General features: G+C 42.7%; 15 protein-coding genes, 1 rRNA gene and 1 riboswitch. Of the genes, 1 reads left to right on the top strand and 15 read right to left on the bottom strand.

What is annotated here, in order from left to right; all coding sequences use genetic code 11:
- Positions 1–10: 10 nt before the first annotated feature.
- Positions 11–1,756: an adenine deaminase C-terminal domain-containing protein gene (locus OSJ91_RS02125; RefSeq protein WP_350301016.1), complete on the bottom strand. Its 1,746-nt coding sequence runs from the start codon at positions 1,754–1,756 to the stop codon at positions 11–13.
- A gap of 146 nt (positions 1,757–1,902) precedes the next feature.
- Between OSJ91_RS02125 and OSJ91_RS02120 the strand changes: the two genes are divergently transcribed.
- Positions 1,903–2,169 (top strand): YgaP-like transmembrane domain, encoded by a 267-nt coding sequence (locus OSJ91_RS02120; protein WP_350301015.1) that lies wholly within the window; start codon positions 1,903–1,905, stop codon positions 2,167–2,169.
- A 49-nt stretch (positions 2,170–2,218) separates the two neighbouring features.
- Here the strand turns inward: OSJ91_RS02120 and purD are convergent, their stop codons facing one another.
- The 14 genes from purD to rrf form a co-directional block, all read right to left on the bottom strand.
- Positions 2,219–3,493: a phosphoribosylamine--glycine ligase gene (gene purD / locus OSJ91_RS02115; RefSeq protein WP_350301014.1), complete on the bottom strand. Its 1,275-nt coding sequence runs from the start codon at positions 3,491–3,493 to the stop codon at positions 2,219–2,221.
- Positions 3,494–3,512: 19 nt separating this feature from the next.
- On the bottom strand, positions 3,513–5,048 hold the full coding sequence (purH, locus tag OSJ91_RS02110) for a bifunctional phosphoribosylaminoimidazolecarboxamide formyltransferase/IMP cyclohydrolase (protein WP_350301013.1): 1,536 nt from the start codon (positions 5,046–5,048) through the stop codon (positions 3,513–3,515).
- A gap of 18 nt (positions 5,049–5,066) precedes the next feature.
- Positions 5,067–5,642, bottom strand: a complete 576-nt coding sequence (gene purN, locus OSJ91_RS02105) for a phosphoribosylglycinamide formyltransferase (protein ID WP_350301012.1) — start codon at positions 5,640–5,642, stop codon at positions 5,067–5,069.
- Entirely contained in the window at positions 5,642–6,667 is a 1,026-nt protein-coding gene (gene purM, locus OSJ91_RS02100; protein WP_241590148.1) for a phosphoribosylformylglycinamidine cyclo-ligase, read from the bottom strand. The genes purN and purM overlap by 1 nt, the downstream gene beginning before the upstream one ends.
- Positions 6,668–6,709: 42 nt before the next feature.
- Entirely contained in the window at positions 6,710–8,125 is a 1,416-nt protein-coding gene (purF, locus tag OSJ91_RS02095) for an amidophosphoribosyltransferase (RefSeq protein ID WP_350301011.1), read from the bottom strand.
- The gene (purL, locus tag OSJ91_RS02090) at positions 8,110–10,329 is read right to left on the bottom strand and encodes a phosphoribosylformylglycinamidine synthase subunit PurL (RefSeq protein WP_485890904.1); all 2,220 of its coding nucleotides are present in this window, start codon (positions 10,327–10,329) and stop codon (positions 8,110–8,112) included. Before purL ends, purF begins: the two co-directional genes overlap by 16 nt.
- Positions 10,313–10,999 carry a phosphoribosylformylglycinamidine synthase subunit PurQ gene (purQ, locus tag OSJ91_RS02085; RefSeq protein WP_048680628.1) on the bottom strand — a complete coding sequence of 229 codons (687 nt, stop codon included), beginning with the start codon at positions 10,997–10,999 and terminating at the stop codon, positions 10,313–10,315. The genes purL and purQ overlap by 17 nt, the downstream gene beginning before the upstream one ends.
- Positions 10,996–11,250, bottom strand: a complete 255-nt coding sequence (purS, locus tag OSJ91_RS02080) for a phosphoribosylformylglycinamidine synthase subunit PurS (protein ID WP_034306118.1) — start codon at positions 11,248–11,250, stop codon at positions 10,996–10,998. The genes purQ and purS overlap by 4 nt, the downstream gene beginning before the upstream one ends.
- Positions 11,243–11,962: a phosphoribosylaminoimidazolesuccinocarboxamide synthase gene (gene purC, locus OSJ91_RS02075; RefSeq protein WP_048680630.1), complete on the bottom strand. Its 720-nt coding sequence runs from the start codon at positions 11,960–11,962 to the stop codon at positions 11,243–11,245. The genes purS and purC overlap by 8 nt, the downstream gene beginning before the upstream one ends.
- A gap of 103 nt (positions 11,963–12,065) precedes the next feature.
- On the bottom strand, positions 12,066–13,358 hold the full coding sequence (gene purB / locus OSJ91_RS02070) for an adenylosuccinate lyase (RefSeq protein WP_034306123.1): 1,293 nt from the start codon (positions 13,356–13,358) through the stop codon (positions 12,066–12,068).
- On the bottom strand, positions 13,355–14,515 hold the full coding sequence (gene purK / locus OSJ91_RS02065; protein WP_485890903.1) for a 5-(carboxyamino)imidazole ribonucleotide synthase: 1,161 nt from the start codon (positions 14,513–14,515) through the stop codon (positions 13,355–13,357). The genes purB and purK overlap by 4 nt, the downstream gene beginning before the upstream one ends.
- Entirely contained in the window at positions 14,499–14,987 is a 489-nt protein-coding gene (purE, locus tag OSJ91_RS02060; protein WP_101225050.1) for a 5-(carboxyamino)imidazole ribonucleotide mutase, read from the bottom strand. Before purE ends, purK begins: the two co-directional genes overlap by 17 nt.
- Before the next feature lie 180 nt (positions 14,988–15,167).
- A riboswitch (purine riboswitch) is annotated at positions 15,168–15,269 on the bottom strand.
- Between the two features lie 74 nt (positions 15,270–15,343).
- Positions 15,344–15,544, bottom strand: a complete 201-nt coding sequence (locus tag OSJ91_RS02055) for an NETI motif-containing protein (RefSeq protein WP_095390347.1) — start codon at positions 15,542–15,544, stop codon at positions 15,344–15,346.
- 576 nt (positions 15,545–16,120) lie between these two features.
- Positions 16,121–16,236 (bottom strand): 5S ribosomal RNA (gene rrf / locus OSJ91_RS02050).
- Positions 16,237–16,267 lie beyond the last annotated feature (31 nt).

Here is a 16,267-nt window from a genome sequence, read left to right as displayed (position 1 = left end):
CTCTTATATTTTAACGCATTATAGTAGGAAAGAGTATAGTTTTATTCATTACATCATATACTCCTCGCTGGGTTAGCCTTATATATGGCAGATGGGTTGTCGAAAAGAATGAAAGGGTGTACACAGGATCGGCGAAGCGATAACCTCTCTCACGCAGCAAATGTTTCAATTCATTTTCTTCTTCTATCAGTTGAGGAACCTCCTTGGTGGACATGACTCCCTTTAATTTCAGAGGAAGTTCATGGATCACCTTGCCTTGTTCCGTTAAAATGATTCCACCGCCGATTTCCTTCAGCCGGTTAAATGCCAAATGCATATCCTTTTTCCTTTTACCGATCAGTATGATATCACCTGTATTTGTATAAGAGCCGGCGAAGCCGCATAATTTGTCCGCAAACCCTTTTAATATCGTATTGATGCGCCATTTCCCTTCCCGGTCGATAAGCATGAAAAAGCATTCATCATCCTCAAAGTTCAGTTCTTCATGACCAACATCATTGGCAAGCGAGTACGGTTTCGTAATTACATTATTGACCAATTCAATTCCAAACGGCATGGAAAATTCAAAATCTTCCTTTAAACTAAGATCCCAATCAAGATCGAGCGGTTTAAAATCGAAATCATTCCATTGGATTTCCTGTTTATCTGGAATGATTTCACCATCCCTTTTAACCCATTTCCCTTTTGCCATTACCGAAACCGGTGCGGGTTCCTTTACATCGGTCAGGAAGTTGATGTTCGCTACCCTTCCAGTGGCAATATTGCCATGAAGGTATTCAATATTATAATATCGTGCGATGTTGATAGTTGCCATATTGTAAGCATCGATGACCGGAACACCATGCTCTATTGCAATCTTTATTAAACAATCTATGAATCCATCTTCATAAAAAGAAGGCGGCGATCCATCTGTCGTATAAAAGAATTTGTCGTAATGATCAATACCGAGTTCATGGATTTCAGAAATCATCTTAGGAAGATCCGGCCGGATCGAAGAATGTCTTAATGATACATAATAGCCTTGCAGCAAGCGCGACATGACCTCATCACCTGTCATTGCCTCATGATCACAATCGGCGCCGAACAAGGTCATTTTTGCTAAAGTCTTCTCTGAGGCACCTGGAAAGTGTCCTTCTATTTTCTTCCTCATTCGCTTGGCTTCCTGAATCCAGTGCAGCATCATGTCATCCCCATCGAGAAGCTTCGGCCATCCAGTAAGTTCCCCGCCCTGTAATACGGCATCATGCTCCAGCCATGATTTAACGGCTCCATGGGAAAAGACCATATCTTCATCGATCAATTCCGTTTGTCCGTCAAAACGGCTCCACCAATACATTGTTACAGGAATATTACGTAATTCTTTCAAAAGAGAAAACGCTTTCTTTTTATCTAACTGCAATAGAAACGGCAAGTTATCATTGATCAATGTCGTTGTGCCAAAATGAGATGCATAACGTGAAAAAGAAAGGGGATTATATAATTGAGAAGGGTGTGAATGCGGCTCAATATAACCCGGGACCAAGTACTGGTTTGTACAGTCTACCATTTCACAGCGGTCTATATTATCAGGAAGCTTATCGCCAACATATATGATGCGATCCTCATATATCCATATATTCGCCTTCACCCATTTTCGTAATGCCTGATTTAAATAAGTCGTATTTTTAAGCAGAATGTGTGGTGCCCTATTGCCATCCAGCACATCTATATGTTCTCTAAGATGTTTATTTTTCCATCTATAGCGCTGTTCAAGCATAAACATTCCCCCATAAGTTATTAGAAACAGATGTATGAAAAAAACCATTTTCAATCCAATTTTATTTCATAGTAACATACTTGCCCCATTAGAACAGTATTGTTATCCAGAATATTGTTAAATTTTTGTGAAGGGATGGACTTTAAATGAAGTTTAAACAAAATATCAGTATAATAAATGCATTAATGCGAATTACCTGTGGTTTTACATTTTTAACATGGGCTATGGCTAAAATGGTGAAAAAACCATGGAAAAACCAATCTTACATAATCGTGGTGATGCTTTCTGCCATGAAAATAGGCGAAGGCATACTCCGCTATTGTCCTGTCGTCGATGCGATGGAAAACGGACAGAACTTGATGAAAAGTGAACCAAAACAGGAAAATGAATCTAATCAATCTGAATCATATTAAGTTTTTTCTAAAGAAGAAGCTGACTCCGCTTAGAGTCAGCTTCTTTATATTATGATGAAAAATTGTATTTTATTGCTCGGTAGCCAATATCCGTTCGCCAAAATAAGCCGTCTTTCTCAATATGCCCTAACTCTTTATATACTTCAGCTTGGGCAGAGGCCAAATCTTTCCCTTTTGCAGCAACCAGAAGTACACGTCCGCCATTCGAGATGAAGTTCCCTTCATTATTGAGAGCCGTTCCAGCATGATAAACATGGGCTTTCGGATTAATCTTTTCCAAGCCTTTAATGATAGATCCCTTTTTATATTCCCCTGGATATCCATCGGCTGCGACGACCACTCCAAGCACGGCTTCTTCATGCCATTCAAGTTGTAAATCCTCTCCAGAAAGAACCGCTTCAAGCGTGTCTACGAAATCTGTTTTTAGGCGCGGTAAAACAACTTGCGTTTCCGGATCGCCAAAACGAGCATTGAACTCAATGACTTTTGTGCCTTTTTCAGTGGCGATCAACCCGGCATATAATATTCCTGTAAAACTCCGATTCTCAGAAATCATCGCATTTACCGTGGGCTTAAGAATCGTTTCGACTGCAGTCTGAATCATTTCATCGGAAATTTGCGGCACTGGTGAGTATGCACCCATTCCACCTGTGTTCGGACCCTGATCTCCATCAAAAACCCGCTTATGATCCTGAGCAATGACCATCGGATACACTTTTTCCCCATTAACGAATGCCATCAATGAAAATTCCTCGCCATCAAGGAATTCCTCAATAACGACTTTGGCAGATGCTTCCCCGAACTTTGCACCGACAAGCATATCATGGATGGCGTCTAACGCCTCTTCCATCGTCATGGCAACTACGACACCTTTTCCTGCAGCCAAACCATCCGCTTTTATGACGATGGGGGCACCCATTTTTTCGATATATGCCTTTGCTGAATCATAATCAGAGAATGTTTCATATTCCGCTGTCGGAATGCTGTAGTTCTTCATTAAATCTTTAGCAAAGGATTTACTTCCCTCGATGACTGCAGCACGGCCATTAGGGCCAAACACCTGTAATCCTGCCTCCGTAAAATCATCGGCAAGTCCATTCAACAATGGGGTTTCAGGCCCGATCACCGTTAATGAAACTGCATTCTTTTTGGCAAAGGCAACCAATTCCCCGTGATTGTTTTCATCAATTGGAACAAGAGTCGCCACATCGGTCATCCCTGGATTTCCCGGTGCTGCAAAAACAGTCCCAACCCGTTTACTTTCAAATAGTTTGCGGGCTATGGCATGCTCCCTGCCGCCCCGGCCAATTACTAGTACATTCATTATCGCACCTCGTTTTTGATTAATGTTTAAAGTGACGAATTCCTGTAAACACCATTGTAATCCCATATTCATCAGCTTTCTTGATTGAATCCTCATCTTTAACAGATCCACCAGGCTGAATGATTGCCGTGACGCCCGCTTTTGCTGCCGCTTCTACAGTATCATCCATTGGGAAGAAAGCATCTGATGCCAATGCACTTCCTGTCGCTCTTTCCCCAGCTTGTTCAAGAGCAATTTTTGCAGCTCCAACACGGTTCATTTGACCTGCGCCAACACCTAATGTCATTTGATCGTTACAAACCACTATTGCATTCGACTTGACATGTTTCACGATTTTCCAGCCAAGTTCCATGGCTTTCCATTCTTCAGGGGTAGGCTCACGTTTCGTTGCCACTTTTACCTCTGCATCCTTTAAGCTATGTGCATCCCGATCTTGAATAAGTAATCCGCCTTCAATGGATGTCAATTTACGTTCAGGCTTTTTAACCGCGTTGAAATCGATCGTTAATAAACGTAGGTTTTTCTTGCTTGTCAATACTTCCACTGCCTCTTGTGTAAACCCAGGTGCAATGATGATTTCAAGGAAAATTTCATGAAGCTTTTCCGCAGTTGCCTTATCGACTTCACGGTTCAAAGCGATGATCCCACCGAAAATGGAGGTGGAATCTGCCTCATAAGCTTTTTCATATGCTTCCAAAATGGTCGCACCGACACCGACGCCGCAAGGATTCATATGTTTGACTGCAACTGCAGCCGGCTCATTGAATTCTTTAACGATTTGAAGTGCTGCATCAGCATCATTGATGTTGTTGTATGAAAGTTCTTTTCCATGTAATTGATTCGCTTCTGCAATTGAGAAAACGGAACCAAGCGGTTTTTTATAGAATGCGGCTTTTTGATGTGGATTTTCCCCATAACGAAGTGACTGTTTCAATTCATAGGTAACAGTCAATGATTCAGGATTTTCTTCATCGGCAAGCTCTGTCATATACTCTGAAATAACTGCATCATATGCTGCCGTATGACGGAAAACTTTTGCAGCCAGGCGGCGATTCGTGGTTTTTGCTACCCCGCCGTTTTGTTTCAGCTCAGCCAATACGGTAGGATAATCATTGGAATCAACGATAACAGTCACATATTCGTGGTTTTTAGCAGAAGAACGAAGCATTGTCGGTCCACCGATATCGATGTTTTCAATAGCATCTTCCACAGTGACTTCCGGTTTGGAGATAGTCGCTTGGAATGGATATAGGTTCACACAGACAAGTTGAATCGGTTCAATATTATGTTCCGCAAGCTGTGCTGCGTGATTTTTGTCATCATGTTTTGCCAACACTGCTCCATGGACATTCGGGTGAAGCGTTTTAACACGTCCATCCAATATTTCCGGGAAACCGGTGACGTCACTGATTCCAATAACCTCAATACCATTTTCCAGAAGCGTTTTTTTGGTACCGCCTGTAGAAATGATTTCAAAACCTGCTTCAATTAATCCTTGAGCAAATTCTACGATACCTGTTTTATCCGATACACTAATTAATGCACGTTTCTTCATGTTATGTTGGTCCCTCCATTAAGTAAGTTTCTTGTGGCATAGCTCCTGCAAAACTGACGGATACAGGTCATGCTCCATTTCCTGAATCCTTTTCTGAAGGATGTCTTTCGTATCCCCTTCAAGAATTGGCACTGCTTTTTGGGCAATGACCGGTCCTGTGTCCATTCCATCATCCACATAATGAACCGTTACCCCCGTTTCCTTCACTCCGGCATCAAAAGCCTGGCCAATTGCATCCTTGCCTGGAAAACTAGGCAGAAGTGAAGGGTGGATGTTCACAATCCTCTGTGAATACTTTTGTAATAATGTCGGACCGATCAAACGCATATAACCAGCAAGAATGATGAATTCTATCTCATACTGGCGAAGTTTTTCCAGGATTTCCGTTTCATATTCAGTCTTGTTGGAGTAATTCTTTGCTGAAAAGGAGAAAGAGTCAATATTCTCAAGCTTTGCTCTCTCAAGCACATATGCGTCTTCACGATCGCAAACGACAAGACAGATTTCCGCCTCCAACTTTCCACTTTTTATTGCTTCAGCAATTGATTGAAAATTACTACCGTTACCTGATGCAAAGACAGCAAGGCGTTTCATTATTTGAACGACACTCCATTTCCATCCACGATCGTTCCAATAACTGAGGCTTCTTCACCGCAAGACTTTAGGTGGGCCAGCACATCCGATGCCACTTCTTTTTTGACGACGGCCGTCATTCCAATACCCATATTGAAGATATTGAACATTTCCTCTTTTACAAGGTTCCCTTTTTCTTCAAGGAATGAGAATATGGTTGGAATTTCCCAGCTTCCAAGCTCGATTTCAACACCGCATCCTTCAGGAAGGATACGCGGAATATTCTCGATGAATCCTCCACCGGTGATATGGGCAAGGCCATTAACCTCAAATTTTTCCAACGTCGATAAAACGGACTTCACATAGATTTTTGTCGGTTTTAATAATTCCTCTCCCAACTTGCAATCCAGTTCCGGTACGAAGTCATGAAGCCCCATACCTGAGTCCTCAAGAAGGATCTTACGAACAAGGGAATACCCATTACTGTGGATGCCGCTTGAAGCGAGTCCAATGACGACATCCCCCGCCGAGATCGCTTCACCGGTAATCAGACGTGATTTTTCAACGGCACCTACAGTAAAACCTGCCACATCGTATTCTTCCGTCTCATACATGCCTGGCATTTCAGCGGTTTCTCCGCCGATTAAAGCACAGCCCGCCTGCTCACAGCCATCTGCAATTCCTTTGACGATCATTTCAATTCGTTCAGGATCTGCTTTACCGCATGCAATATAATCTAAAAAGTATAAAGGTGCAGCACCTTGAACGACAACATCATTGACGCACATAGCTACACAATCCACTCCAATTGTATCGTGTTTATCCATCATGAACGCCAACAAAAGTTTTGTACCCACACCATCCGTACCAGAAATGAGCACAGGTTCTTTAAGGTTCAAGGAAGATAAATCAAACATGCCGCCGAAACCGCCCAGACCATTCATTACTTCTGGACGAAATGTGCGCTTTACATGTTTTTTCATTCGATTTACCGCTTCATAACCAGCCTCAATATCCACACCAGCCTGTTTATATGCATTAGCCATTTGAAATCCTCCTCCGAAAATCAATCATCATTGCCGACTTGATTAACATTTTGTTTTTTCTCGTTCGTATTCAAAAATTTCAGTCGGATAATTTCCGGTGAAACAAGCTAGGCATGAACCGCGCGTTTCTCCAGGAAACGGTCGTCCAATAGCTTCGACCATACCTTCGACACTTAAAAAAGTTAAGGAATCAGCACCGATGATTTCCCTTATTTCCTCCACCGATTTAGAGCTCGCAATCAGTTCTTCCTTTTTGGACGTGTCTATGCCATAAAAACATGGATTCTTGATCGGTGGTGAGCTGATTACTACATGCACTTCTTTCGCTCCGGCATCTTTTAACATGCGGACAATCCTTCTGCTCGTTGTCCCACGGACGATTGAATCATCAACCATTATGACCCGCTTGCCTTCCACTACCCCTCTTACAGGTGATAGTTTCATCTTCACGCCTTGTTCACGCAGACTTTGTGATGGCTGAATGAAAGTCCGTCCAACATAACGATTTTTTATTAAACCCATTTCATAGGGAATGCCTGCAGCTTCAGCATAGCCAATCGCTGCCGAGATGCTGGAATCAGGTACACCTGTAACTACATCGGCTTCAATTTTGGTTTCCATTGCCATTTGCTTGCCAAGGTTTTTTCGTGCCGTATGAACATTGATACCATCAATGTTGCTATCCGGACGGGAGAAATACACATACTCCATCGTGCACATTGCCTGTTGGCTGGAAAGCGAAAAGTACTCGGATGTGATTCCCTCATCATTAATGACAACGAGTTCACCCGGCTCAATATCGCGGATGAATTCTGCACCTACAATATCAAGTGCACATGTTTCTGATGCAGCGAAATATGCATCGCCTATTTTCCCCAAGGAAAGCGGACGGAAGCCATGCGGATCTCTTGCCATGATCATTTGGTTTTCGGTCATGATGACAAAGGCATAGGCTCCCTTCAGCATGCTTAAACTGTTTTTCACGGAATCTCTTACATCCGAGTAGCCGGAGCGTTTAATCAGATGTGCCAGAACTTCCGTATCAGATGTCGTTTGAAAAATGCTTCCTTGTCCTTCAAGCTGTGCTTTTAATTGATGAGCATTGACGATATTCCCATTATGAGCAAGGGCCAGCCCTCCTGTATGCGAATTGAACAGGAAAGGCTGAACATTTTGATACCCGCCGCCGCCTGCCGTTGTATAACGGACATGGCCGATTGCCGCTTTACCGCTACCGGAAAGTGCCTGCATTTTTTCGGCAGTGAATATCTCTGTGACAAGTCCTTCGCCCTTAGAGATGGACATCTGCTCACCATCCGTCACGACGATGCCCGCTCCCTCTTGACCACGATGTTGCAAGCTATGCAAACCGTAGTAAGCAAGCTGTGCAGCATCGGGATGTCCCCAGACTCCAACAACACCACACTCTTCGTTTAGGCTTCTTATTTCAGCAAGCATGGTATGGCTCCCTTCCAAGCTGTTTGTAAATCTTCAACGTCCGCTTCCAATACTTTGCTATCACTTGTTGCCACGACTAATTTATTATCAGCCGTTACTGAGCCTATTAATCTCGCATCTTCAACCAGTGCTTCAAATGCCGTTTGGTTTTCAGGACTGATGGACAGTAGGAATCGTGATTGCGTTTCACTGAATAATTCAGATACCGGTTCGCCGGATATATTCACTTTAGCCCCAAGTTTGCTAGCCCCGAATAAAGATTCAGCTAAAGCCACTGCCAAACCGCCTTCCGAAAGGTCATGGGCAGATGCAACAAGTCCTTTTTGGATTGCCGTCAGAATTTGCTGCTGACGTTTTTGTTCAACGGCCAAATCAAGTTCTGGAGCGCGTCCAAAGATTTTACCCTCGAGCATTTTCTGCAACTCACTGCCTCCGAATTCAACTTTCGCTTCGCCGACCACATAAATCAAATCGGATTCATTTTTAAATGTTTGTGTAGTGATGTGCTGAAGGTCACTGACTAGTCCAACCATTCCAACTACAGGCGTCGGGTAAATCGCTTCACCATTCGTTTCATTGTAAAGGGAGACATTTCCGCCAATTACAGGAGTACTTAAGCTTCTGCACGCTTCGCTCATACCGTCTGCCGCTTTTTCCAATTGCCAAAATATTTCAGGTTTTTCTGGATTTCCAAAATTCAAGCAATCCGTGATCGCTAAAGGTTCCGCACCCGAGCAAATGATGTTACGGGCAGCTTCAGCCACTGCGATTTTGCCGCCTGTTTCAGGATCTAAATAAATAAAGCGGGAGTTGCAATCCGTTGTCATGGCAAGGGCCTTATTCGTACCCCGTACACGCACTACCGCCGCATCCGATCCAGGTGAAACGACTGTATTCGTACGGACCATGTAATCATATTGGTCGTAGACCCATTCCTTGCTCGAAATTGTCGGTTGCTTCAATAGTGATACCAATGTTTCTTTATAATCTTCAATGACCGGCACTTCTGCCGTCATGCTTTGGAAGTCGCGGAAATATTGCGGTTCTGCAGATGGCTTGTGATAAATCGGAGCTTCTTCAGCCAGTGCATCAACCGGAACTTCAGCAACGATTTCACCTTGATGGGAAAGTGTTAGGTTTTTATCATCCGTTACTTCACCAACAGCAACCGCTTCTAGGTCATATTTCGTAAACAAGTCGACGATTTCCTGTTCGCGTCCTTTAGTGACAACGATCAGCATCCGCTCTTGTGATTCAGAAAGCATCATTTCATATGCTGTCATTCCCGTTTCACGCTGCGGTACCAAATCCAGGTTCATTTTTATTCCTGAGCCAGCTTTACTCGCCATCTCGGCAGATGAGCTTGTAAGACCTGCTGCTCCCATATCCTGAATGCCGACAAGGGCATCATTTTGAATCAATTCAAGGCATGCTTCCAAAAGCAACTTCTCCATGAATGGATCGCCTACTTGTACGGCAGGCCGTTTCTCTTCCGAAGACTCTGATAGCTCTTCAGATGCAAATGTTGCTCCATGAATACCATCACGTCCAGTTTTGGCACCCACATACATCACTGTGTTGCCCACTCCATGCGCTTGGCCTTTTTTAATGTCCTTATGATCGATCAAACCGACACACATTGCATTGACAAGAGGATTTCCTTCATACGATGGATCAAATTGAATTTCTCCGCCGACAGTTGGAATCCCGATACAATTCCCGTATCCTGCAATCCCTGCGACCACTTCTTTAAATAAATATTTCACACGATCATTGTCTAGCTCACCGAAGCGAAGCGAGTTCAACATCGCAATCGGACGGGCACCCATGGAGAAAACATCACGGATAATACCGCCGACACCAGTAGCAGCACCTTGATAAGGTTCAATTGCCGAAGGGTGGTTATGACTTTCTATTTTAAAAACGACAGCCTGATCGTCACCGATATCAACGATACCTGCTCCTTCACCAGGACCTTGCAGCACTTTCTCCCCTGTAATCGGGAACTTCCTTAAGATGGGTTTTGAATTTTTGTAGGAACAATGCTCTGACCACATAACGGAAAACAATCCAGTTTCCGTATAATTCGGCAGTCTGCCTAAGATTTTCTCCACCATTGCAAATTCATCATCGGATAGTCCCATTGTTGCGTACAATCGATCCGATTTAATTTTTTCCGGACTTGGTTCAAGCTGTAATAACATGTGATTCCCTCCAGTTTTTCACGATGGATTGAAAAATCTTTAAGCCGTCTTTACTGCCAAGCAGCGAATCAACAGCACGTTCGGGATGAGGCATCATTCCGAGGACATTTCCTTGTTCATTTGTAATTCCCGCTATTTGCTCCAAGCTTCCGTTTGGATTTTCACCATCATACGTGAACAAGATGCGGTTATTTTGTTTTAATTCAGCCAATGTCTCATCATCGCAGTAGTAATTCCCTTCACCATGTGCCACAGGGATCGTAATCGTTTCATTTAATTCATATCCTGTCGTGAACATCGATTGGTTATTTTCAACCTTCAGTCCTACATTGCGGCAAATGAATTTCAAGCCTTCATTACGGCGCATCGCTCCAGGTAAAAGTCCTGCTTCAAGTAAAATCTGAAAACCATTGCAGACACCCAAGACAGGCTTTCCTGCTTGTGCCGCTTTTACGACTTCAGCCATTACATTCGAAAAGCGTGCAATTGCTCCAGAGCGTAAATAGTCTCCATAAGAGAAACCTCCAGGAAGGAGAATCCCATCATACTGATCTAGATTGTCTGTAGAGTGCCAAACATACTCCACTTCTTCCCCCAATGCATCCTTTATCGCATGGTACATATCGACATCACAATTGGAGCCAGGGAAAACTATGACAGCAAATTTCATTGGGTGATAACCTCCTCAACATCATAACGGTAAGCTTCAATTACCGTATTGGCCAATAGTTTTTCACACATTTCCTTCACAAGTTGATCTAAATCACGATCCGTATCCTTAATTGTAAGTTCAATGTATTTCCCCACTCGAACATCACTAACTTCGTTATAAGTCAAGCTATGAAGTGATTGTTGCACTGCTGCTCCCTGTGGATCTAATACACTTTCGCGTAGTGTGATATATACTTTAACCTTATACATGTTGAGTGCCCTCCAACTTTGCTAGTATTTTTTCGTAAGCATCTGTTAAACTTCCTAAATCACGGCGGAATACATCTTTGTCTAATTTTTCGTTCGTGTTAATATCCCATAATCGGCAGGTATCAGGTGAAATTTCATCTGCCAGCAGAATGTCTCCATTCGGGGTTTTGCCGAACTCTAATTTAAAATCAATCAATTTAATGTCCAACTCTTTAAAGAAAGACGTTAAGACGATACTGATTTCTTGTGCCTTTTCTTTTAAAATCGCTACATCTTCCTTGCTTGCAAGTTCCAATTCTTCAATATGGTCTTCCGTTAACAGAGGATCGCCGAGCTCGTCGTCTTTATAGTAAAACTCAATCAGCGTTTTCTTGAGCGGCTGGCCTTCTTCAATGCCAGTTCTTTTAGAAAAACTGCCGGCAGCCGTATTTCTGACAACGACTTCTAGCGGAATGATGGATACCCTTTTGACCAGTTGCTCCCGTTCGGAAAGCATTTCAATAAAATGGGACGGGATATTCTCTTGGGCAAGCTTTGAAAATAGTAAGCTAGTAATTTGATTATTCAACTTACCTTTTCCGGCAATCTCTGACTTCTTCTCACCATTGAATGCTGTTGCCGAATCCTTGTATTCCACCCAAACTATTTCACTGTTGTCCGTTGCAAAAATCTGTTTCGCTTTTCCTTCATACAACAATTCTCGTTTTTCCATCTGTCCAGACCCCCACATTGTGAATATTATGAATCTTCCTGCCATTGATCAGGCTTGGCAAACATATCACCGTTTAGAGGTGCCATGTTTGCCGCCTTCACTTTTATAAACCTAAACGATCAAAGATTACATCAACATTTTTCAGGTGATGTGTAGGATCGAAACAATCATCAAGTTCTTCTTTCGTAAGCAAGCTTGTGATTTTATCATCCTTTTCGATCAGGCTTCTGAATGGAACCTGAAGCTCCCATGCTTCCATCGCTTTCGGCTGAACCGTATCATAAGCTTCTTCACGGACAAGTCCTTTATCGATAAGGGAAAGCAGTACACGTTGTGAGAAAATCAATCCAAGCGTACGGTCCATATTGCGTTTCATATTTTCTGGATAAACGGTCAAGTTCTTCACTATGTTGCTGAAACGGTTCAGCATGTAGTTTAATGCGATCGTTGCATCCGGCAAGATGATACGCTCAGCAGAAGAATGCGAAATGTCACGTTCATGCCATAATGGCACATTCTCATATGCTGTCATCATGTAACCGCGGATTACACGAGCCATACCCGTCATATTTTCAGAACCGATTGGATTCCGTTTATGAGGCATTGCCGAAGATCCTTTTTGTCCTTTTGCAAAGAATTCTTCCACTTCGCGTGTTTCACTTTTTTGCAAGCCGCGAATTTCCACTGCGAATTTTTCAATTGATGTCGCAATTAAAGCCAATGTGCTCATATAATGTGCGTGGCGATCGCGCTGCAATGTTTGTGTTGAAATTGGCGCTGCTTCAAGGCCAAGCTTTTCACAAACGAATTTTTCAACGAACGGGTCGATGTTCGCGTAAGTTCCGACAGCTCCAGAGATTTTCCCAACCTCAATGTTCTTTCTAGCTTCTTCAAAACGTTCGACATTGCGTTTCATTTCTTGATACCAAAGAGCCAGTTTCAACCCAAAAGTGGTCGGTTCAGCATGAACTCCATGTGTACGTCCCATTTGAACCGTGTATTTATGTTCTTTCGCTTTATTTTTCAGGATCTCCACGAAGTTATTTAAATCCTTGGCAAGTATCTCATTCGCTTGCTTTATCACATATGAAAGAGCTGTATCCACCACATCAGTGGAAGTCAGTCCGTAATGGACCCATTTCCGTTCTTCACCTAACGTTTCAGAAACCGCACGTGTAAAAGCAACAACATCGTGGCGTGTATCTTTTTCGATTTCATTGATACGGTCTACATCGAATGTAGCATTTTCACGAAGAAGCTTCACATCTTCTTTAGGAATGACACCTAGCTCAGACCATGCTTCACAAGCTAAGATTTCAACTTCCAACCACGCATTAAAGCGGTTCTTTTCTGTCCAAATGTTTCCCATCTCTGGGCGGGTATAACGTTCAATCATTTTACTTCCTCCGTTTCAACCTGTTGATTCCATATTTTGCTTCGATCACTTTCCAAAAGAGCTTCCTCAATCGTTGGACGTAAAATATTCACATGACCCATTTTCCGCTTAAGCTTGGCTTCTTTCTTACCGTAAAGGTGAACCTTCCAATCTGAAAGCGTCGGAATTTCATCCATTAAGGGCCTGACATGCTCACCTAGGATGTTTATCATTACCACGGGCTTCAATAACTCCGTATTTCCGAGCGGCCAATTGCAGACAGCCCTTATATGCTGTTCGAACTGTGAAGTCTCACATGCTTCCATTGTATAATGACCTGAGTTATGAGGTCTTGGCGCTAATTCATTAATGATGATATCATCCTGAGCGGTTAAAAACATCTCGACCGCCAATGTCCCCACCAAATCAAGTTTCTCTGCAAGCTGTAAAGCTTCATTAATAGCTTTCCGTTCAGCTTGTTGACTAATACGGGCGGGAACAATGCTTTTATGAAGAATGTTTTCAACATGAATGTTTTCTGCAATCGGAAAATGACTTGTCTCGCCATCTGCCTTACGCGTCACGATAATGGATATTTCTTTTACGAAAGGAATCCAGGCTTCCAGCACACATATACCTGTTTTGAGCAGGGATTCAGCCTTTTTGATGTCGGCTTCTTCCTTAATGACCAACTGCCCTTTTCCATCATAACCGCCCCGCGTCGTTTTTAACACACTAGGGTACCCTAATTTCTCTATATGAAGGTAAATTTCTGAAATATCCTGTATTTCCTGATATGGAGCAACGGAAGCTCCTGCATCTGATATGGCTTTTTTTTCCGTCAGCCTATCCTGTGTCAGCTTTAATAATTCTGAGCCCTGTGGAAGAAATGCATGTTGCTTTAACCAATCCAGTGCTTCTGAACTGATATTTTCAAACTCATATGTTATGACATCACTGACGTCAGCCAACCTTTGCAATGCTTCGATATCATCATAAGCACCAATGATTTCAATATCCGCCACTTGAGCACATGGGCCTTCTGCAGTCGGCTCAAGGACCGCTATTTTAAAGCCCGATGCCTTAGCCGATAAGGCCATCATCCTGCCCAATTGTCCACCGCCGATTATTCCAATAGTCTGTCCCGGTAAAATGATTGTATTATTTAAGTTGTTCACTGCTCTGTAACACCTTTTCTCTCGTTTCGTCTCGTAAAGCCTCTAATCTATCAGCAATGTCAGAATCAAAAGCTGCTAATATTTGAGCCGCAAACAAACCGGCATTGACTGCGCCCGCTTTTCCGATAGCAACCGTTGCAACCGGTACGCCACCAGGCATTTGAACAATCGATAATAACGAATCCATTCCATTTAATGCCTTCGACTGTATTGGCACGCCTATCACAGGGACAATCGTTTTAGCGGCGGTCATACCTGGAAGATGTGCAGCCCCGCCTGCTCCGGCAATAATCACTTTAATATCTCTATCTTTTGCACTCTCTGCATATTCAAATAGTAAATCCGGCGTCCGGTGGGCGGAAACGACTCTTTTTTCATAGGGAATCTCAAGCTGTTCCAATGATTCACAAGCGTATTTCATCGTTTCCCAATCCGAGACACTTCCCATAATAACCCCAACTTGCGGTTTCATATCATCATTCCCTCCAACACTCATATTATGGCGTCCCGGGTATGCAGACGGACGCTTATCATTTTTATCTATAACATGTAAATTAAAAAACCGGACAGGTTGCTTCCTCATCGAGAAAGCAACCTGTCCGGAAAAGAAAGCCCTTTTGAAAATCACAAAAAGACTTGGCTAGTTTCCGAAATAGTCAGATGCTTTTCTCATAGTCCGATGATTTACGGTCATCAGGTAGAAACTTTTGGGCCATATCCCCATGATTATATGAGATGTATTAATGTAACTTCATCTTACCTTCCGGCCATTTTAATGTCAAGTTAAAATCGAATATTTTTACATGATATTAATTAATCGTTCGTGTTTTACTCGATTAACTTTGCTTCGAATACAATTTTTCGATCAACTGGCACATAATGGACTTTACCATTCTCGATTCTCTCGGCAAAGATAGGCTCTTCCGTTCGCCTTACAGGAAAGTAACCTGCCGCTTTAATTCGATCTAAACATGCATCGATCGTCTCGCCTTCGATAACTTCAAACTTTTCCTTACTCTTTTTACTCACAATACCGATCCCTTCATGGTTCTATTTTACCTGCCTTCTTCCTTACCCATCCAACTTGTATTATCAATAATAAATTCTTCCTATTATAATGAAAAGAATAAGTAAAGACAACAATGCATGTAAATAAAATCGATTACTTTATAATGGAAATTCCATAATGTCTCAGATTATGATATTCCTTTCTTCCGTAAAAGCACCTGCACCCATAAATTATACATCCCCTTCAATATCCTACCCTTCTTCCCCTCTGAATTACTATAGCCTGATTCTTGAAATTAAACTCTGCTCCATATTCGTATCTTGCTCTCGCGAACTATTTCAATTCAAGTAAGAACGATTATATAAGTCAGCTGTTGTAATTTGAGAGGATTTAACGAAGGTCGAATTAATTGGCTTATGGGTCGATTTATTTCATTTTAGGTCGAATTAATTAGCCTGTGGGTCGATTTATTTCATTTTAGGTCGAAAAAGTTAGGCTGCAGGTCGATTAGATGTTAATTTACGTCACTCCTGCCTGAAAGCTGAAAATATTGCAATACAAAAAAAGACCAGCCGAATGGCTGATCTTAATAAATGGCTTGGCGGCGTCCTACTCTCACAGGGGGAAACCCCCAACTACCATCGGCGCTGAAGAGCTTAACTGCCGTGTTCGGAATGGGAACGGGTGTGACCTCTTCGCTATCGCCACCAAACATAAAAGGAACGTTGTTCCTTCAAAACTAG

This window comes from Bacillus sp. T-10(2022) (assembly GCF_056502895.1).
This window is presented reverse-complemented; position numbering and strand designations above follow the sequence as displayed.